Source organism: Thiobacillus denitrificans (assembly GCF_001530125.1).
Lineage (GTDB): Bacteria > Pseudomonadota > Gammaproteobacteria > Burkholderiales > Thiobacillaceae > Thiobacillus > Thiobacillus denitrificans_C.
In genome coordinates, this window is record NZ_LDUG01000002.1 from 60,787 (window position 1) to 78,731 (window position 17,945).

Genomic DNA, 17,945 nt, shown 5'->3' on the forward strand with positions numbered 1-17,945 from the left:
GGAACATGAGCTCAACGGCGGATAGCGTACTGACCATCAACGGCGGCTCGTCCAGCATCAAGTTTGCGCTGTACCAGACCGGCCCGCCGATGCAACGAAGCCTGACAGGCATCGTTGACCACATCGGCTCATCCGGAACGCATCTGACTTACAGCGATGCGTCCCGGGACCCGCAGGAAAGCCACAACATCGACGCTGCCGGTCACGCTTTGGTTGTCGATTTTCTGCTCGACTGGCTTGAACGGCAGGTCGGTTTCAAGCACGTCAGCGGCGTGGGCCACCGCGTGGGCCACGGCATGAAACATAGCCAGCCCGAGCGTGTTTCACAGGCATTGCTGGATGAACTGCATCGCATCCGTTCATACGACCCGGATCATCTGCCGCGCGAGATCGAGCTGATCGAGGCGTTTCGCAGGCGCTATCCGAATCTGCCCCAGGTGGCCTGTTTTGACACGGCGTTTCATCACAGCTTGCCGCGCGTGGCACGGCTATTGCCGATCCCGCGCCGTTTCGACGCAGCGGAAATCCAGCGCTATGGCTTCCACGGCTTGTCCTATGCTTACCTGATGCAGGAACTCGCGCAGCTTGCGGGAACACAAGCCGGCCCAGGACCGGGTGATCCTGCCGCACCTGGGTAATGGTGCGAGCCTGGCCGCCGTGCGCGGTGGCCGGAGCATCGATACCAGCATGGGTTTTACCCCGGCCGGCGGTGTGCCGATGGGAACCCGGACGGGCGACCTGGACCCCGGCGTGGCCTGGCATTTGATGCAGAGCGAGCATCTGACACCCGAACAGTTCAACCGCCTCATCAATCACGAATCCGGACTGCTCGGCGTGTCGGAAACCAGCTCCGACATGCGCGACCTGATCAGGGACGAGGCAACCGACGTGCACGCCGCCGAAGCGGTCGAGCTGTTCTGCTACCAGGTCAAGAAATGGATCGGCGCCTTCGCGGCGGCGCTGGGCGGATTGGATACGCTGGTGTTCGCGGGCGGCATCGGCGAGAACGCGCCGCTTGTTTGTGCGCGAGTCTGCGCGGGACTGCAGTTTCTTGGCATCGAGATCGCGGACGCTCGCAATGCAACGAATGCGGGCGTGATTTCAACGGCGCGCAGCCGGGTCGCAGTCCGTGTCATGCATACGGATGAGGAAGTGATGATCGCGAAATCGGTCTGCCGCGTTTTAAACCTCCCAACGGGAAAGGAAAATCCACATGGTCAGCAAGACGAAAACGCCCAAAGAAGCCACGATTAATCCAAAAGCTGTCATTGCGAGCAAAGCGAAGCGATCCAGCGTCCCGGCCAAATCAAAGACCCCTGGATCGCCGCGTCGCTCCGCGCCTCGCGATGACGGAATTGTTCAGCGTTTTCCCAAGCCTGCGGACAAGTCCTTGTCGCCCGATCTTCTGCGCAGGATGGACGCCTACTGGCGGGCCGCCAACTATCTGTCGGTCGGCCAAATTTATTTGTACGACAATCCGCTGCTCAAAAAACCCCTGAAGCTGGAACACGTCAAGCCGCGCTTGCTGGGGCATTGGGGCACCACGCCGGGCCTGAACTTCATTTATGTCCACCTCAACCGGATCATCCGGCAATACGACCTGAGCATCATCAATGTCACCGGTCCCGGACATGGCGGTCCGGGCCTGGTGGCCAATACGTATCTGGAGGGCACGTACAGCGAGGTGTATCCGAACGTGTCGCAGGATGAGCCGGGGATGAAGAAGCTGTTCACCCAATTTTCCTTCCCGGGCGGCATCCCCAGCCACGTCGCACCGGAAACGCCGGGTTCCATCAACGAAGGCGGCGAGCTCGGCTATGCCCTGTCGCATGCCTATGGCGCAGCGTTCGACAATCCCTACTTGCTGGTGGCCTGCGTGGTGGGCGACGGCGAAGCGGAAACCGGCCCGATGGCGACCAGCTGGCACTCGAACAAATTCCTCAACCCGGTTCACGACGGCGCCGTGCTGCCCATTCTGCATTTGAACGGCTACAAGATCGCCGGCCCCACCGTGCTGGCGCGCATTCCCCGCGACGAACTGGACGCGCTGTTTCGTGGTTATGGCTACACGCCGTATTTCGTCGAGGGCGACGATCCCGAGGCGATGCATCAATTGATGGCTGCCACGCTCGATACCGTGGTTGCCGAGATCCAGCACATCCAGCGCGACGCGCGCGCCAACGGGTTTGGCGAGCGCCCGCGCTGGCCGATGATCATCCTGCGCTCGCCGAAGGGCTGGACCGGGCCTGAATCCGTGGATGGCAAATTGATCGAAGGCAGCTTTCGCGCGCATCAGGTGCCGGTGACCGCTTTCGTCGAGACGCCCAAGCATTTGAAGATTCTCGAGCAGTGGATGAAAAGCTACCGGCCAGAAGAATTATTCGACGAGCATGGCCGCCTGATAGCGGAACTGGCCGAACTGGCACCGACAGGCGAACGGCGCATGGGCGCAAACCCGCACGCCAATGGCGGCATGCTGCTGCGCGACCTGAGAATACCGGACTTCCGCGACTATGCGGTGAAGGTGCCGCAACCCGGCGTAGTCATTGCCGAAGCGACACGCACCCAGGGCGAGTTCCTGCGCGACGTGATGAAGCTCAATGCCGAAGCACGCAACTTCCGCATTTTCAGCCCGGACGAAACCGCGTCGAACCGCTGGGCTGCGCTGTTCGAGGTCACCAACCGCTGTTCGACGGCCGAGATTCTTCCCGGCGACGAACATGTCGCGCCCGATGGCCGGGTCATGGAAATGCTGAGCGAGCACCAGTGCCAGGGCTGGCTCGAAGGCTATCTGCTGACCGGACGCCATGGCTTTTTCTCGTGTTACGAAGCCTTCATCCATATTGTCGATTCGATGTTCAACCAGCACGCCAAGTGGCTCGATGTGGCGCGCGACATTCCGTGGCGCCGGCCCATTGCCTCGTTGAACTATTTGCTGTCTTCGCACGTGTGGCGGCAGGATCACAATGGCTTCAGCCATCAGGACCCGGGGTTCATCGACCTGGTGGTGAACAAGAAGGCCGAGATCATCCGCGTCTATCTGCCGCCCGATGCCAACACCCTGCTGTCGGTGACCGACCATTGCCTGCGCAGCCACAATAACGTCAATGTCATCGTCGCCGGTAAGCAGCCGGAACTGCAATGGCTGGACATGGATGCGGCGATCAAACACTGCACTGCCGGTCTGGGGATCTGGAAATGGGCCAGCAACGATGAAGGGGGGGATCCCGATGTGGTCATGGCCTGCTGTGGCGACGTGCCGACGCTGGAGACACTGGCTGCGGTGAAGATTCTGCGGCAGCATTTTCCGGACCTGAAGATCCGCGTCATCAATGTCGTCGACCTGATGGCCCTGCAGCCGCAGAGCGAGCACCCGCACGGCATCTCCGACAAGGACTTCGACGTCCTCTTCACCAGGGACAAGCCCATCATTTTTGCCTTCCACGGCTATCCCTGGTTGATCCACCGCCTGACCTACCGCCGCACCAACCATCAACAGTTGCACGTTCGCGGATACAAGGAAAACGGCACCACCACCACCCCGTTCGACATGGCCGTATTGAACGATATCGACCGTTTCCATCTGGCCGGCGATGTGATCGACCGCGTGCCGAGCCTGGGTTCACGCGCTGCCTACGCCAAACAGTTGCTGCGCGACAAGCTGCTCGATCACAAGGCCTACATCGAGAAACATGGTGAAGACATGCCGGAGATACGCGACTGGAAATGGAAAGCCTAACGGACACCGCGATGGCGCTGCGTGTCTTTGTCCTGCGGGGACTCGCCCGCCACAGCTTCAACCGGCCACAAAAAGGCGACCGATCTTTCGATCGGCCGCCTTCAGCATGCACCCGCAGGCGCACACCTTGAATACTTTCGTTTTTCAACCTTCAAACGCGTCTAACCCATTGACGCAAAATCGAATGGGTCGTTTGCGCAGTAACGCCCTGGCTATTAAAGCCGCTCAGGCGGTCAGGCTGTCCTTCACCCGCAGCAGGCGCGCACGCGCTTCGTTCGCGACGTTGTGCACGGCGGTGTTGGGGACCAGCTTCACCATGATGCCGGGATCGAGGAAGGACACGGTCACCTTGCCGTCTTCCTCTTCGCGCACGACGACGTTGCAGGGCAGCAGCCTACTTCAGCAGCGAGGGCGGCGGCCATAACCGGGACGATTCACCGCCCCACTCAGTGACCATGTCCCTGATGCAGGTGGCCGGGCGCGGCCGCGGCCTTGCGTATCCATGCCTGGGCCTGCGCATCCTCCTCCATGTCGCCAATATCGGCGTAATCGACCAGCTGGTATCCGGCCAGCGTACCCGCGGTGGTGGACGCCACGGGGGAAGCGCCTTCGTAGCGGCGCAGCAGCCGAATGGTGACGGTCTGGTCGGGATAGCGGTACTGCAGCCGGGCCGGCAGGGCCAGATTGGGAATCCACGCGACATCGATTCTGGCGGGTCCCAGGGTGCCGGTATAGCGGCGGGTTGCCAAACCGGCGTGGCGCCCTGCTGCCCCACGCTTGAGGCGTTCCAGATCAGCAGGCGACAGAAGCGCGCCGATGCGTGTCCAGTCGGGCTGGCGTCCGATGAGCACCAGGTCGACCGGCGAATATTCGATAGCCCGGCGCTCGTCGTGCATGACATAGACATAGTCGGCGCGGCCATCGCCGAGACGCCGCCACAGTTCGCTGAAGGGTGCGCCGTCCCCGCGCAGTTCGATGGTCTGGCTGTCGCGCAGCAGATGCCATTGCCTCGATATCGGCTTCTTGCACGGAATCGCGCAATGGGTGGTTTCGAAACGGGCGGCAACCGCCGGCGGGGCGGTGGGCGCTAAAGTGGGAGAAACTGCGGCAGCCCGGGCCGGGCCGCAACACAACAGGAGCAGAAGCAAAATCGCGTGGCGCATTGCGTTTTCCGGATGATTGGATTGGTGGTTTAAAAAGGCTCTTTAACAGCTAACGGTTAAAGAGCCTTTAAAAATGGCTTCAGCCGGCGTGGCGTCTGGCGCCACCCCGGCTGCAGGATCAGTCAGGCCTGTCTATCGTGCCTGTGCCGGTATCAGTCGTGTTCATTGGCACCGTCATCTTTGCCACCGTGTTTGCCACGGAATGCGTCCTGCATCACGTGGAAAATATAGTTCTGTTCGCGCGTGCCATGGAACAGGTGCGCCTTCGGGCCACCGGCGTAGATCGCGACATCCTCGCCCGCATGGGTCTCGGCGCTGAGCGGCACCAGGGCTTCCTGATGGAAGTCCGGATCGGTCGTATCCACGCTGCGCATGTCCGCCACGCGGCCGGCAGCAACCGGCGCGCCGTAGACATCATCGCCCGGCACGTCGACGTGGTAACCCCGGCCGTTCGCATAGGAAACGGTGGTGTAGGGGTTGCCGTCCTGCGCCAGGGCGTAATCGGGTGCGTTCTTGCCTGGGGTCACCACTTTTCCGAGGATGGGGTTCCCTCGCTTGGGATAGCCGGCGATGGTGAACACGTGACTGTGGTCGGCCGACACGACGATCAGGGTGTCTTCCGGATCGGTCATTTCCATCGCCTTCCTGACCGCGTCCGACAACGCAATGGTGTCGGTCAGCGCGCGGTAGGCGTTGCCGGCGTGGTGGGCGTGGTCGATGCGGCCGCCTTCCACCATCAGGAAGAAGCCTTTGTCGTTATGCTTGAGGACTTCGATGGCCTTTCCGGTCATTTCCGCAATCGATGGCTCGCCGCCGGTATCGTTGGCGCGGTCGTGTTCATACTCCATGTGGGACTGCGCGAAGAGGCCCAGCAGACGCTTGCCGGAGGCTGGGTCGAAATTATCGAAACCGGCCTTGTCCCAGACGAACTGGCCATTGAATTTTCTCTCGAATTCGGCGGCCAGATTGCGGCCGTCGCCGCGCCGGCCCTTGGCGCCTGCGTCTTCCGGGTCGTTCAGCGTGTTGGGCAGAAACTCGCGGCGGCCACCGCCGAGCACCACTTCGATGCCGTCGCCGACTTTGCCGGCGCCGAAATTGTCGATCAGCTGGGACGCAATGTCCCTGGCCGTCGCGCCGGCCGGCACCTGGGTGTCGCGCTCCCAGTTGCGCTCGGAAGTGTGGGCATAGGTGGCGCCCGGCGTGGCATGGGTAACGCGGGCGGTGGTGACCACGCCGGTGGCGCGGCCGGCCCGCTCGGCGAGTTGGAGCAACGAAGCGACCTTGTTGGCGTCGATGACGGCACCGTCTTTTTCGCCACGCTGTACCGCCGGGGCGATGCCGAACATGCCGTCGTTGGTCTTGATGCCGGACACCATGGCAGTCATGGTCGGGGCGGAGTCGGGCGTCTGCTGGTTGACGGAATAAGTCTTGGACAGCGCCAGGTACGGCAGGCGCTCGAAGGCGAGTTGATTACGTTCGCCGTCGCGGTTCTGCAATTGGCCTTCCAGGATGCGTGCGGCGGTGACGGTCGACACGCCCATGCCGTCGCCCACGAAAAAAATCACGTTTTTGGCGCGGCGCATGTTGGGATGCAGGCGCTTGGCTTCCGCGAGCGCGGCCTGGCCATCCTGATACCAGAACGCCGCGTCTTCCGCGGCAAATGCGGGCACGGCCGCGGTGGCGAATGTCGCCGTTACGGCGGCGCAAAGCAGCTTGATGGCATAGGGACGCATGTGAAGTTCTCCTTGAGTTTGGAAGAGGCCGTCAGGGTGACACCGTCGGGACGCATGCAACTGTATTTGGCGACTGTGGCAGCATCATGACGACGGAGATGGTCCTGGCCGAAAGCGAGGTTGGCATCCCTTTCAAGCTGGGACGCAACCTGGATCTCCGCCCCGTTTTGATTCCATCCCCCATCGCATTCACCACAACCATCGGCCCGACGCCCGCGCCAAGCTCAACCTCGAAACCACCCGGATCGGCTGACCAACGGCCGCATCGCCCTCGCCGAGCTGCACGACGCCGAGGACTGGCACGCGCGCCAGCCGATGTTCTGGGCAGTGGTGGTGGCGCCATGGGTAGTGGTGCAGGAAGTGCCGAAGGAACTGGAATCGTGATTCGCCCCGAGAAATACCCATAAAGAAAGCCCGCCGAAGCGGGCTTTCTTTATGGGTCGTCAAACCACTCAGGCGGCCAGGCTGTCCTTCACCCGCATCAGGCGCGCACGGGCTTCGTTCGCAACGTTATGCACGGCCGTGTTGCTCACCAGCTTCACCATAATGCCGGGGTCGAGGAAAGACACCGTCACGCCGCCATCCTCTTCTTCGCGCACCACCACGTTGCAAGGCAGCAGCATGCCGACATCGGGCTCGGCCGTGATGGCCTGATGCGCGAGCGGCGGGTTGCAGGCGCCGAGGATGCGGTAGGGGCGGCCGTCGACGTTGAGTTTCGCCTTCATGGTTGCCTGCACGTCGATGTCGGTCAGCACGCCGAAGCCTTCGGTTTTCAGTGCGTTGGTCACTTTATCAACAGCCTCGTTAAAGGGGCCGCTGATCTTGGTGTCAAATCCGTATTCGCTCATGGGTTTACTCCTGATTGGGTGATTTCAATGGCGGTATTTTACCCGCCCAGGCTAATCAGGCAGTAAAAATCTGCCCTTAAGTTTCAAGGTTCCAGCGATTGTTGCTCCATTTTCATCCAGAGCCGATACACCGGGTCGGTCCACAGCGACTTGATATAAACCACCGTGTCCTGCATCTCCTGCTCGGAGAGCTTGCCCTTCCAGGCAGGCATGTTGCCCTCGCCCCCCGGGCTGCCATCGCGAATGGCCTCCATCAACACCGCAGTGGGGTGATGCCAAGCGTGGGCACTGTCGTCCAGCGGCGGCGGCGGATACTTGCCTTCAGCATCGCGGATGCGCCAGTCGCCGGGCTGCCCCTTGCCATCGGCACCATGACATTCCAAACAGTTCTTTTCATATATGGCGCGGCCTCGCGCGATCTGAGACGTGTCCAGATTGCGGTCCAGTGGAGCGGCATCGGCGCTGTTATCTTCAACTAATGGCGACTGGCCCACAGTGGGTTCGGGCGCTTTATCGCAAGCGCTCACTAGCAGCCCCGCCAACAAAACGGCCAGGATGGAAGTGTAAGTTTTTTTCATTCAAATCCTTTCATGAAGCGGGATGACCATGGCGTGGCTCATTCGGTTCCGCCTGTTTGTTCGTTGGGCACACCAGCTCGTCCAGCAGACGACGCATGTTGCGCCAGTGCGAGCCTTCCCAGTACACCCGCCCGCACGCATCGCAGGTGCTGAAATGCTCATAGAGCACCTGCACCCTGGGCGGCAGTCGATCCAGCACGCTGGCCTTGTCGACCGGGTGCAGCAGCGTATTGCAATGCAGGCACAACGTGAACGGCCGCGCGCTACGCGCCAGGTCGAGCCGCTCGACGATCTCGCGCAGTTGCGCCTCCGATTTCAGCGCATGCACATAGCAGCCATGCGTGACCGGGCGGCGCTTCAGCAACTCGCGGTCGCGCGTCAGCACGATGCGGCCATCCTGCTCGGCAATCGCCACGATGGCGTCGTCTTGAAAGTGATTGTCGTACAGGGTGTCGAACCCCAGCATGCGCAGCATGTGGGCGAGTCCGCCCAAGTGCGCATCGGCCACGAAGCGCAGCTCGCGCAAGGGCTTCTCGCGCAGCCGCAGCAAGGGCGTGACATCCATCGCCACGAAGCGGGGATACACCGCCACCCGGTCGCCGTCCTCGAGCTGCCGGTTGAAGTCCACCGACTCGCCGTTGACCAGGATCAATTCCACCTCGGTGTGCGGCACGCCGAGCGCCTCGATCATGTGCTTGGTGGTCGCCGCCCGCGCGCACGGCACGGTGAATTCCCGCTTGCGCCGGACCGGCGCGAGGAAGTCGTTCAGTTCTTCATAAAAGCGGAAGGTGGCGGTAACCATGCTGGCCATTGTCGCCAATAAAATCCGTCCGGAAAACCCGGGCGCTGCAGGCCGGCTGCGACATTGGCCCCGGACGTGCAAACGCCACCTCGACGGTGGCGTTTGCCTGGGGCTCCAGCAAAAATCAGTGTTGGCCTTTTGTCGGCTTGTCTGCTTTGGGAGGGGTAATGAACGATCCGACCGGAACAACAACCTGCTTCGGCTTCTTGGGTTTTTTTGCTTCCTTGTTTCCACGTACCTGGCCTTTAGCCATGGGGATTCTCCTTGCAACGACTTCAGAAATACGGCTGGGTTTGCAGAAGCAAACGCAACACAAAATGATCATAGACCCTTACGCGAGAATGCGTAGCTTTATATTCAGGCCCGATCGTGAACGAACAACCCGTCTGACGGTCGTCCGTATCGCCGACCTTTCTCCTGGTCGGAAAAGCGGTGCCGGCCTTGCGCGGGCAGCCGTGACATCAACTCGCGTCGGTGACGTTGCCATGCAGCACCAGCCCCCTACTTCGTGTGGCGCTTGATCTGTGCGCGCACCGCCGGCGTCTGCGGAAAATCCGCCGCCAGGGCCTCGTGCGTCAGATGGCCGAGGGCGAACTCGGTAAACGCCGCCACCTCGCGCGTCTGCCAGGCGGCGTCACGGCCCAATGCCCCGGCCAGCAAGGCCGCCACCCGGGGCGCAGCCTCGATGCTGGCACGCGCGTCGAGCAGCAACGCGCGGGTGCGCCGCGCGAGCACATCCTGCACACTGCGCGCCATTTCGTGCTGTGCCGCCCACACCACTTCGGCGCCGATGTAGGGCAGCCGCGGATGCAGGCGCGCGGCCCACTCCGGACGAGTCTCCGCCAGCGCCAGCACCGCAGCGGCGTCCGAGCCGTAGGATCGCAGCGGGGTCGGCAAGGCGTCGGGGGTGGCGCCGTGCAGGGGCAGGTCCGCGGTGCGGCAGGGATGGCTGGGCAGTTGCGCGACGCGCGCGGCGACGTCAACGGTCTGCTCGGCCATTTCGCGATAGGTCGTCCACTTGCCGCCGGTGATGCTGACCAGGCCGGACTCCTCGCGCAGCAGATGGTCGCGCGCCAGCGCGGCGGTCGCGCGCCCGCTGCCGGCGCGCACCAGCGGGCGCAGTCCGGCGAATACGCTCAGCACATCCTGCGGGCGCGGCGCTTCCTGCAGATAGCGCCCGGCGTGTTCGAGCAGGAAATCGATCTCCGCCGGTTGCGCGCGCGACTCGGCCTCGGCGTCCTCGACCGGCGTGTCAGTGGTGCCGACCAGCAGCCGGTCCTGCCAGGGAATGATGAACAGCACGCGGCCGTCGTCGGTCTTCGGCACCATGAGCGCGTTGCGGCCGGGCAAAAAGCGCCGATCCAGCACGATGTGCACGCCCTGGCTGGGCGCCACCCAGGCGGCGGTTCCGGGTTCGGCCATGCGCCGGATCGAGTCGCAGAACACCCCGGTGGCGTTGACCACCACGCGCGCGGCAATCTCGTGTTCCGCGCCGGTTTCGCGGTCGCGCGCCACCACCCCGCTCACCGGCGCGCCCGCGCCGCCGGCGCGCAGCAGTCCTGCCACCTGGCAATAGTTAATCAAGGTGGCGCCATGGTCCCAGGCGCTGGCGGCCAGGCTGACCGCGAGGCGGGCGTCGTCGAACTGGCCGTCGTGATACAGCACGCCGCCGCGCAGATTATCGCTGCGCAGCCCCGGCAGCTCGCGGCAGGTTTCGGCCGCGTCGAGCCGGCGCGAGCGCCCCAGGCTGGCGCGCCCGGCCAGGCGTTCGTAGACCCCCAGGCCAAAGCCGTAGTACAGGCTTTCGCCGCGCTTGTAGGTGGGGATGATGAAGGGCTGCTCGCTGGCCAGGTGCGGGGCGTTGGCCAGCACGCGCCCGCGCTCGCGCAGCGCGCCCATCACCAGTTTCAGGTTGCCCTGGCGCAGATAGCGCACCCCGCCGTGCAGCAGCTTGGTGCTGCGGCTGGAGGTGGCCTGGGCGAAGTCGTCGCGTTCCAGCAGCAGCGTGGCGTAGCCGCGCGTGGCGGCGTCGAGTGCGACGCCCAGGCCGGTGGCGCCGCCGCCGATCACGATCATGTCCCAGGGGGTGCGCCGGGCGTTCAGGCGCTCGATTGCCTCGTCTCTATTCATTCTGGATAACCTCAGTTGGAACCACAGAGGCACAGAGATATGTCCCGCAGGGACGGTATCCCTTGGGACACAGAAAAAGGCGAGAAAACAATAGCTTGTCTGTGGACGGGTATTCGCCCAAAGAGTGTGGCATCAGTCCACGACAACCCATTGTTTTCGGCTATGTCACTGTTGGTTGTTGAGGTCATGTCTTGCCCCCTGATGAAGCCCCTGTCCTTTGGCATCCCGCAGGCGCCGCCGTAGGAACGGCTTCAGCCTCGATGCGCCGCAAGGCGCAAAGGCGACAAGGCCTCGCCGCCAGGGCGGTGTGTTGTAGGAGCCCCCGCAAGGAGGAGGCCGTGGTTGTAAAAGCCGACGCGTCGGCAACAACCACGCACGCCCGCCCCCGGGCCGATGCCGTGGCGGTTGCGACGGTGCGCAAATCGGGGCGAGGGCGCCCTTCCCACAGCGCTGGCCAACACCAACAAATAACGATGAAAGCGCCTTGTTTTTCCTCTGTGCCCCAAGGGATACCGTCCCTGCGGGACATATCTCTGTGCCTCTGTGGTGAGGAATTCAGGTTTATTGATTTGTCCTGTCATGGCTGCGTCCAGCCCTTGGAGCGTCCCACCGCGCGGTCCCAGCCGCCGCGCAGGGCGTCGACCTGGTCGCGTCCCATGGCGGGCTCGAACACACGCTCCACCTGCCATTGCGCAGCGATTTCATCCAGACCGCTCCAGTAACCCACCGCCAGGCCGGCAAGATAGGCGGCCCCCAGTGCGGTGGTTTCGGTCACCTTGGGGCGCAGCACCGGCACCCCCAGCAGGTCGGCCTGGAACTGCATCAGCGTGTCATTGGCGGTGGCGCCGCCGTCCACGCGCAGTTCGTTCAGCGTGAGGCCGGCGTCGCCTTGCATCGCGCCGATGAGGTCGGTCACCTGGTAGGCGATGGACTCCAGCGCGGCGCGCGCCAGATGGCCCGAAGTGGTGCCGCGCGTGATGCCGTGGATGGCACCGCGCGCATACGGGTCCCAGTGCGGTGCGCCGAGGCCCACAAACGCAGGCACCAGATAGACCCCGCCGTTGTCCGGCACGCTCGCCGCCAGGCTTTCCACCTCGGACGAGCTACTAATGATGCCCAGCCCGTCGCGCAGCCATTGCACCACCGCGCCGGCGATGAAAATGCTGCCTTCCAGGGCATAGCTCGGGCGCCCCGCGATGCGCCACGCCGTGGTGGTGATCAGGCGGTTCTGCGACGGAATCGGCGTGTCGCCGGTGTTCATCAGCATGAAGCAGCCGGTGCCGTAAGTGTTCTTGACCATGCCGCGCTGGGTGCAGGCCTGGCCGAGCAGGGCGGCGTGCTGGTCGCCCGCCACCCCCGCGATCGGGATGCGCCCGCCGCCCAACAGGTCGGTGTCGCCATACACGGCGCTGGAGTCGCGCACCTCGGGCAGCATCGCGCGCGGGACCTGCATGATCTCCAGCAGTTCGTCGTCCCACGCCTGCTGCGTGATGTCGAACAGCAGCGTGCGCGACGCGTTGGTCGCGTCGGTGGCGTGCAGCGCCCCGCCGCTGAGCTTCCACAACAGCCAGCAGTCGATGGTGCCGAACGCCAGTTCGCCCGCCTCGGCGCGGCGCCGCGCATCGGGCACGTTGTCGAGGATCCAGCGCAGCTTGGTGCCCGCCAGGTAGGCATCGAGCACCAGGCCCGTCTTGCGCTGGAACAGCGCTTCATGGCCCGCCGCGCGCAGTTCGTCGCACAGGCCCGCGGTGCGCCGGTCCTGCCACACGATGGCGTTGTACACCGGCTGCCCGCTGCGGCGGTCCCACACCACTGTGGTCTCGCGCTGGTTGGTGATGCCGATGGCGGCGATGTCGCGCCCCGACAGACCGGCGCGGGTGATCGCCTCGGCGGCGACACCGATCTGCGACGACCAGATCTCGTTGGGGTCGTGTTCGACCCAACCCAGCTGCGGGAATATCTGCCGAAACTCTTTTTGCGCGATGGATTTGATCTGCCCTGCGTGATCAAACACGATCGCGCGCGAACTGGTGGTGCCCTGGTCGAGAGCGAGCACGTATTTCATGTTCATCTCCGGTTGTGAGCCGTGAGCGACCCTGATTTCAATCAAGCAATGTGCGTGTGCTTACCGTGACTTCAGGCAAGTTCCGATTGATTTAGCGTCTGCGGAGACCCGTGGATATGCCGCTGCGTGGCAACAGTCGTCTTGAGGTCATGCTAACACGTGGGGTTTTGCCATCACCCCGGTTGCCAGGCCACGGGCACGGCCTTATCAGGCGTGCAGCGTAATCGCTTCAGGCCCCTTGGTGCCGACTGCCTGAGCTATCCTGCAATTGATACTATCCGGCTTAACCTACTCAACAGAAGCAAACGCCGAATGCAAAACGAAGTCAAAGAAAAGCCCCAGTACGCCGTCGTGGCGGCGGTGCAGTTGCCGGGCGTGAACGACGTCGAGTTCGAGGCGTCGCTGACCGAGCTGCGCGAGCTGGCAAAGACACTGGGGTTCACGGTTACCCGCACTTTCACGCAAAAACGGTCCGGCTTCGACTCGACAGCGTATCTGGGCGTGGGGAAACGGCAGGAGATCCGCCGCTTCGTCAACAGCGAAGCGGGCGACGAAACCGAGTCCGACCACGCGCCGCAGAATTCCCTGCATCGACTTTCCACGTTCGTCGAGGGGTTGGTCGACGATGTCTCGCCCGACCCGATCGACGTCATCTTCGTCGACCACGAAATTTCCCCGTCGCAGGCGCGCCACCTTGAAAAAGAGGTCGGCTGCCAGGTGATGGATCGCACCATGGTTATCCTCGAAATCTTCCACCGCAATGCACGCTCCCCCGCCGCGCGCGCGCAGGTCGAGATCGCGCGCCTGGGCTACCTGGCGCCGCGCCTGCGCGAGGCGGCAAAGCTCGCGGGGCCGCAGGGGCGGCAGCGCAGCGGCGTCGGCGGCCGCGGCGCCGGCGAGTCGCACACCGAGCTGGACAAGCGCAAGATCCGCGACCGCATCGCCGAACTGCAGAAGGAGATCACTGCGATGGACGTCGAGCGCAAGACGCAGCGCGCCCGGCGTCAGGCGCACCAGGGGCTCGCCAGCGTGGCGCTCGTCGGCTACACCAACGCGGGCAAATCCACCCTGATGCGCGCACTCACGGGAAGCGAGGTGCTGGTCGCCAACAAACTCTTCGCTACGCTCGACACCACCGTGCGCAGCCTTCACCCCGAAAGCATCCCGCGCGTCCTGGTCAGCGACACCGTCGGCTTCATCAAGAACCTGCCTCACGGGCTGGTCGCGTCGTTCAAGTCAACGCTCGAAGAGGCGCTTGATGCGTCGCTGCTGCTCCACGTCATCGACGCGAGCGATCCCGGCTTTGAGCGGCAGATCGAAACCACCGAAGAAGTCCTGAAAGAGATCGATGCGCAGGACGTGCCGCGCTTCCGCATCTTCAACAAGATCGACCACGTCGGCGACGCCGCGGCGCAAGCCGAACGCGAAGCCGCGCTGCGCGCCGAATACCCCGGTTGCATCGTGATGAGCGCGCGCCGCCCCGACGACGTCGCGAAACTGCACAAGGCGATCGTTGCGTTTTTCCAGCAGGATCTCGTCGAGGCCGAGCTTTTTCTGCCCTGGTCTGCCCAGCAACTGCGCGGGGAAATATTCGCGCGCTGCGAGGTGCTGGACGAGCGCGCCGACGAGGAAGGTGCGTTCTTCCGCGTCCGCGGCGAGCAGGAAACCTTGAACAGCCTGCGCGAGCAGTTGGGCCAAGCGTGATGAAGTCGGATCACTTATAGCCCCCAGTTGCTCCTGGGAAGGACGCCAGGTCGGTTCGCTTCTCTGTGAGAAGACCGAAGCAATGGGGCGATTTGATGCAGATCATGTAGGTTGGGCTACAAAGCCCAACGTCTTTGGCGATTGTCGGCGCACGCAAGAGGGTTTGCACGTTGGGTTTCATTCCATTCAGCCCAACCTACGCGGGCTAAACCCCCTCTCGGCCAGACCTTGTGACAGGCCTCGCTTGACGCCTCATCTTCCTTACAATAAAGTAAGGACACATAAAAAGGAGGGCGCTATGTCAACCGCAACCATGACCACCAAAGGGCAGATCACCATTCCCGCCGCTGTACGGGCCGCGCTCGGCGTTGAAGCCGGGGATCGCGTCGAGTTTGTCCAGGTTGAGCCGGGGCGCTTCGAGCTGGTGCCTGCAACGAGCCCGGTCACGGCGCTCAAGGGGCTTGTACGCAAGCCCGCCTCGCCGGTAACGGTCGAGGACATGAACAAGGCGATCGCGGCCCAAGGGGCAAAGGCACGATGATTGGCCTGGATACCAACGTCCTCGTCCGCTACATCGCACAGGACGACCCGAAACAGTCAGCAAAGGCAACCAAGCTGATCGAGTCCCTGACGACGGACGCGCCAGGCTATGTAGGCGTCGTATCCGTTGTTGAGTTGGTGTGGGTGTTGACCGGGTGCTACGCCTCCACGAAAAAAGAGGTTTGCGACGTACTGGAAACGCTGCTGCGCACCCGGGAAATTGTCGTGGCGCAGTCCGACACCGTTTGGAAGGCGATACGCTTATTCAAGGACGGCAAAGCCGACTTTGCCGACTGCCTGATCGAACGGTCAGCCGCCGAAGCCGGATGCAGCCACACGGCAACCTTCGACCGCAATGCCGCGATTGACGGCGGCATGCGGTTGATCGGTTAACCGGATGCAACATGGTCGGCGACCGGACAAAGGCGGGAAGCCAGGCTGCGCGGCAGGCCGCGTTGCAACGCGACGTATCCCCTGCGCACGGTGCGGGGCGAGGAGGGCTGGGGTTATGATTCTGGGTGATGAGAATAATGTGAGCCTGGCCACTTTAAATTATGCGCGGCGAACAGGTGGCCTTGAACAGCCTGCGTGAGCAGCTCGGCCAGGCGCGATGAAGTCGATCGCATGACGGTGTAGATATCCCAATTGAAGGTGATGCCTAACCCGTAGATAAACCTGTCGTGCCGTAAGCGGCAGGACAAATATTGCTCTAACGCTTCAAGCAGTTCCCATTCACCAGCATCAAATCCGGCTAGCCGTCTGCCGCATCACATTCGCCGCAAAGCGCATCGCCCATTTCACCGGCGGCGGCAGCGGCGCACCGCCGTGGTCGACTGCGGTTTGCGCGTGCTGGGCTTCGTCGATCTTCATCTGCTCGACCACGGCGCGGCTCCTGGCGTCGGCTTCCGGCAATTTTTGCAGGTGGCCGTCGAGATGCGCTTCGACCTGACGTTCGGTTTCAGCGAGAAAGCCGAGATTCCATTTGTCGCCCAGCATCCCGGCGACGACGCCCATGCCGAAGGCGCCGCCGAACCACAGCGGATTGAGCAGGCTCTTGCGGCCGCCGAGTTCGTTGATGCGGGTTTCGCACCAGGCGAGGTGGTCGGTTTCCTCGCGCGCGGCCTGTTCGAGTTCGGCGCGCACGGTTTCATTCTTCGCGGTGAGCGCCTGGCCGGCATACAGCGCCTGCGCGCAGACTTCGCCGACGTGGTTGACGCGCATCAGCGCGGCGGCCTGGGCGCGTTCGGCTTCGCTCAGCTCTGCTTCCGGCCCGGTGCCGGGATAGGGGCGGCCGGCGTGCGGGGTGGCGAAGACGGTGCGCAGGCCCAGATCGAAAGTGGTGATCAGCTGGTCGAGTCGATTCATGGTGTCGGTCTTTCGTTATTTAGAGTGCCACACAGGCAATCCATGGTCTGTCGTTGCGAGGAGCGTAGCGACGCGGCAATCCAGCCTGTGCGAACGTGCGTAACTGGATTGCTTCGGCTGTGCCTCGCAATGACGGGCATGGGTCGATCCTGATTGACGAGCTTGGTGCCAATCATTTTACGTAGTAATTGAAGTTGCTATACGCCGCTTCGGCGACCTTGAACCACTGGAACTGGGTGTCGCGGAACAGCTTCCAGGGGCGGTAGATGGCGGCGAAGTCGGGGTTGGTCTTGGCTTCTGCCTCGTACAGCTCGAAGGTGGCGCGGCGCGCGGCGAGCATCACATCCTTGGGGAAGGGATGCAGCTTGACGCCCTGCCCGGCCAGGCGCAGCAGCGCGGGGGGATTCTTGGCGTCGTATTGCGCCAGCATCAACTGGTTGGCCTCGGCGGTGGCGACTTCGAAGGCCTGGCGATACTGCTCGGGCAGCGCTTTCCAGCTGACCTGGTTGACGTAGAAACTCAGCTGCGGCCCGCCTTCCCACCAGCCGGGATAGTAGTAGTGCTTGGCGATCTTGTGGAAGCCGAGCTTCTCGTCGTCGTAGGGCCCGACCCATTCGGCAGCGTCGAGCGCGCCGCGTTCCAGCGCGGGGTAGATGTCGCCGCCGGGTAGGGTCTGCGGCACCGCGCCGAGCTTGGCCATGATCTGGCCGCCGATGCCGGGGATGCGCATTTTCAGGCCGCGCAAATCGGCCATCGACTTGATCGGTTTTCTGAACCAGCCGCCCATCTGGGTGCCGGTGTTGCCGCCGGGAAACTGCAACACGTTGTATTTGGCGTAGAGCGCGCGCAGCGCCTCGATGCCGCCGCCGGCGTACATCCACGCATTCTGCTGGCGCGCCGTCAAGCCGAACGGCATGGCGGTGTCGAAGGCCAGCGCGAGGTTCTTGCCGACGTAGTAGTAGCCCGCCGAGTGGCCGCATTCGGCGGTGCCGTTGCCGACCGCGTCGAGCACCTGCAAGCCGGGCACCAATTCGCCGCCGGCGAAGACGCGGATCTTGAATTTGCCGCCGGTGAGCGCCGCCACCCGTTTGGACAGGGTTTCGGCTGCGCCGTAGATGATGTCGAGGCTTTTCGGGAAGCTTGACGCCAGCCGCCAGCGGATGGCGGGCAACTGGTTCAATTCCGGGGGCGCTGCCTGCGCCGCCAGCGGCAGCATGGCGGCGACGCCTGCGCCCGCCAGGAAATCACGTCTTTGCATGGATTTGCTCCGGTTTTGCC

At 63.4% G+C, this 17,945-nt stretch carries 18 protein-coding genes; 7 read left to right on the forward strand and 11 right to left on the reverse strand.

Going from position 1 to position 17,945, the window contains the following annotated elements; genetic code table 11:
- Positions 1 to 5: 5 nt before the first annotated feature.
- From ABW22_RS18200 to ABW22_RS00355, 3 genes are all read left to right on the forward strand, one after another.
- Entirely contained in the window at positions 6 to 638 is a 633-nt protein-coding gene (locus tag ABW22_RS18200; protein WP_269083879.1) for a hypothetical protein, read from the forward strand.
- Positions 586 to 1,254 carry a hypothetical protein gene (locus ABW22_RS18205; RefSeq protein WP_269083880.1) on the forward strand — a complete coding sequence of 223 codons (669 nt, stop codon included), beginning with the start codon at positions 586 to 588 and terminating at the stop codon, positions 1,252 to 1,254. The genes ABW22_RS18200 and ABW22_RS18205 overlap by 53 nt, the downstream gene beginning before the upstream one ends.
- Before the next feature lie 100 nt (positions 1,255 to 1,354).
- On the forward strand, positions 1,355 to 3,739 hold the full coding sequence (locus tag ABW22_RS00355) for a phosphoketolase (RefSeq protein ID WP_269083883.1): 2,385 nt from the start codon (positions 1,355 to 1,357) through the stop codon (positions 3,737 to 3,739).
- Positions 3,740 to 3,964: 225 nt separating this feature from the next.
- On the opposite strand, the gene ABW22_RS16580 is transcribed toward ABW22_RS00355, so the two are convergent.
- From ABW22_RS16580 to ABW22_RS00365, 3 genes are all read right to left on the reverse strand, one after another.
- Positions 3,965 to 4,132: a DUF302 domain-containing protein gene (locus ABW22_RS16580; RefSeq protein WP_330218731.1), complete on the reverse strand. Its 168-nt coding sequence runs from the start codon at positions 4,130 to 4,132 to the stop codon at positions 3,965 to 3,967.
- Between the two features lie 53 nt (positions 4,133 to 4,185).
- Complete coding sequence (locus ABW22_RS00360) at positions 4,186 to 4,902, reverse strand: hypothetical protein (protein ID WP_059750803.1); 717 nt, start codon at positions 4,900 to 4,902, stop codon at positions 4,186 to 4,188.
- Between the two features lie 152 nt (positions 4,903 to 5,054).
- Entirely contained in the window at positions 5,055 to 6,635 is a 1,581-nt protein-coding gene (locus ABW22_RS00365; RefSeq protein WP_059750805.1) for an alkaline phosphatase, read from the reverse strand.
- A gap of 249 nt (positions 6,636 to 6,884) precedes the next feature.
- On the opposite strand from ABW22_RS00365, the gene ABW22_RS17105 reads away from it, so the two are divergent.
- Positions 6,885 to 7,019, forward strand: coding sequence for a DUF2288 family protein (locus ABW22_RS17105; RefSeq protein WP_157648485.1), 135 nt, complete (start codon positions 6,885 to 6,887; stop codon positions 7,017 to 7,019).
- Positions 7,020 to 7,087: 68 nt separating this feature from the next.
- Here ABW22_RS17105 and ABW22_RS00370 read toward each other — a convergent pair whose 3' ends face one another.
- From ABW22_RS00370 to glpK, 6 genes are all read right to left on the reverse strand, one after another.
- Positions 7,088 to 7,483 (reverse strand): DUF302 domain-containing protein, encoded by a 396-nt coding sequence (locus ABW22_RS00370; RefSeq protein ID WP_059750807.1) that lies wholly within the window; start codon positions 7,481 to 7,483, stop codon positions 7,088 to 7,090.
- Between the two features lie 83 nt (positions 7,484 to 7,566).
- On the reverse strand, positions 7,567 to 8,061 hold the full coding sequence (locus ABW22_RS00375; RefSeq protein ID WP_059750808.1) for a c-type cytochrome: 495 nt from the start codon (positions 8,059 to 8,061) through the stop codon (positions 7,567 to 7,569).
- Positions 8,062 to 8,071: 10 nt separating this feature from the next.
- On the reverse strand, positions 8,072 to 8,863 hold the full coding sequence (locus ABW22_RS00380) for a Mut7-C RNAse domain-containing protein (RefSeq protein ID WP_059750978.1): 792 nt from the start codon (positions 8,861 to 8,863) through the stop codon (positions 8,072 to 8,074).
- A 124-nt stretch (positions 8,864 to 8,987) separates the two neighbouring features.
- Positions 8,988 to 9,116, reverse strand: coding sequence for a hypothetical protein (locus ABW22_RS18210; protein ID WP_269083881.1), 129 nt, complete (start codon positions 9,114 to 9,116; stop codon positions 8,988 to 8,990).
- Positions 9,117 to 9,364: 248 nt separating this feature from the next.
- Positions 9,365 to 10,993, reverse strand: a complete 1,629-nt coding sequence (locus ABW22_RS00385) for a glycerol-3-phosphate dehydrogenase/oxidase (RefSeq protein WP_082708328.1) — start codon at positions 10,991 to 10,993, stop codon at positions 9,365 to 9,367.
- Positions 10,994 to 11,570: 577 nt separating this feature from the next.
- On the reverse strand, positions 11,571 to 13,058 hold the full coding sequence (glpK, locus tag ABW22_RS00390; protein WP_059750979.1) for a glycerol kinase GlpK: 1,488 nt from the start codon (positions 13,056 to 13,058) through the stop codon (positions 11,571 to 11,573).
- Between the two features lie 312 nt (positions 13,059 to 13,370).
- Here glpK and hflX point away from each other — a divergent pair, with 312 nt between their 5' ends.
- From hflX to ABW22_RS00405, 3 genes are all read left to right on the forward strand, one after another.
- Entirely contained in the window at positions 13,371 to 14,762 is a 1,392-nt protein-coding gene (hflX, locus tag ABW22_RS00395; protein WP_059750810.1) for a GTPase HflX, read from the forward strand.
- Between the two features lie 298 nt (positions 14,763 to 15,060).
- The gene (locus tag ABW22_RS00400) at positions 15,061 to 15,303 is read left to right on the forward strand and encodes an AbrB/MazE/SpoVT family DNA-binding domain-containing protein (RefSeq protein WP_059750812.1); all 243 of its coding nucleotides are present in this window, start codon (positions 15,061 to 15,063) and stop codon (positions 15,301 to 15,303) included.
- Positions 15,300 to 15,695, forward strand: coding sequence for a PIN domain-containing protein (locus ABW22_RS00405; protein ID WP_059750813.1), 396 nt, complete (start codon positions 15,300 to 15,302; stop codon positions 15,693 to 15,695). Before ABW22_RS00400 ends, ABW22_RS00405 begins: the two co-directional genes overlap by 4 nt.
- Positions 15,696 to 16,043: 348 nt before the next feature.
- Here the strand turns inward: ABW22_RS00405 and coq7 are convergent, their stop codons facing one another.
- Positions 16,044 to 16,667: a 2-polyprenyl-3-methyl-6-methoxy-1,4-benzoquinone monooxygenase gene (gene coq7, locus ABW22_RS00410; RefSeq protein WP_059750815.1), complete on the reverse strand. Its 624-nt coding sequence runs from the start codon at positions 16,665 to 16,667 to the stop codon at positions 16,044 to 16,046.
- 172 nt (positions 16,668 to 16,839) lie between these two features.
- The gene (locus ABW22_RS00415; protein WP_059750817.1) at positions 16,840 to 17,925 is read right to left on the reverse strand and encodes a TRAP transporter substrate-binding protein; all 1,086 of its coding nucleotides are present in this window, start codon (positions 17,923 to 17,925) and stop codon (positions 16,840 to 16,842) included.
- Positions 17,926 to 17,945 lie beyond the last annotated feature (20 nt).

Coding starts and splice junctions, on each gene's coding strand:
- ABW22_RS18200 (WP_269083879.1), top strand. CDS start 6: ATGAGCTCAACGGCGGATAGCGTACTGACCATCAACGGCGGCTCGTCC.
- ABW22_RS00360 (WP_059750803.1), bottom strand. CDS start 4,902: ATGCGCCACGCGATTTTGCTTCTGCTCCTGTTGTGTTGCGGCCCGGCC.
- ABW22_RS00365 (WP_059750805.1), bottom strand. CDS start 6,635: ATGCGTCCCTATGCCATCAAGCTGCTTTGCGCCGCCGTAACGGCGACA.
- ABW22_RS00370 (WP_059750807.1), bottom strand. CDS start 7,483: ATGAGCGAATACGGATTTGACACCAAGATCAGCGGCCCCTTTAACGAG.
- ABW22_RS00375 (WP_059750808.1), bottom strand. CDS start 8,061: ATGAAAAAAACTTACACTTCCATCCTGGCCGTTTTGTTGGCGGGGCTG.
- ABW22_RS00380 (WP_059750978.1), bottom strand. CDS start 8,863: ATGGTTACCGCCACCTTCCGCTTTTATGAAGAACTGAACGACTTCCTC.
- ABW22_RS18210 (WP_269083881.1), bottom strand. CDS start 9,116: ATGGCTAAAGGCCAGGTACGTGGAAACAAGGAAGCAAAAAAACCCAAG.
- ABW22_RS00385 (WP_082708328.1), bottom strand. CDS start 10,993: ATGAATAGAGACGAGGCAATCGAGCGCCTGAACGCCCGGCGCACCCCC.
- glpK (WP_059750979.1), bottom strand. CDS start 13,058: ATGAAATACGTGCTCGCTCTCGACCAGGGCACCACCAGTTCGCGCGCG.
- hflX (WP_059750810.1), top strand. CDS start 13,371: ATGCAAAACGAAGTCAAAGAAAAGCCCCAGTACGCCGTCGTGGCGGCG.
- ABW22_RS00400 (WP_059750812.1), top strand. CDS start 15,061: ATGTCAACCGCAACCATGACCACCAAAGGGCAGATCACCATTCCCGCC.
- ABW22_RS00405 (WP_059750813.1), top strand. CDS start 15,300: ATGATTGGCCTGGATACCAACGTCCTCGTCCGCTACATCGCACAGGAC.
- coq7 (WP_059750815.1), bottom strand. CDS start 16,667: ATGAATCGACTCGACCAGCTGATCACCACTTTCGATCTGGGCCTGCGC.
- ABW22_RS00415 (WP_059750817.1), bottom strand. CDS start 17,925: ATGCAAAGACGTGATTTCCTGGCGGGCGCAGGCGTCGCCGCCATGCTG.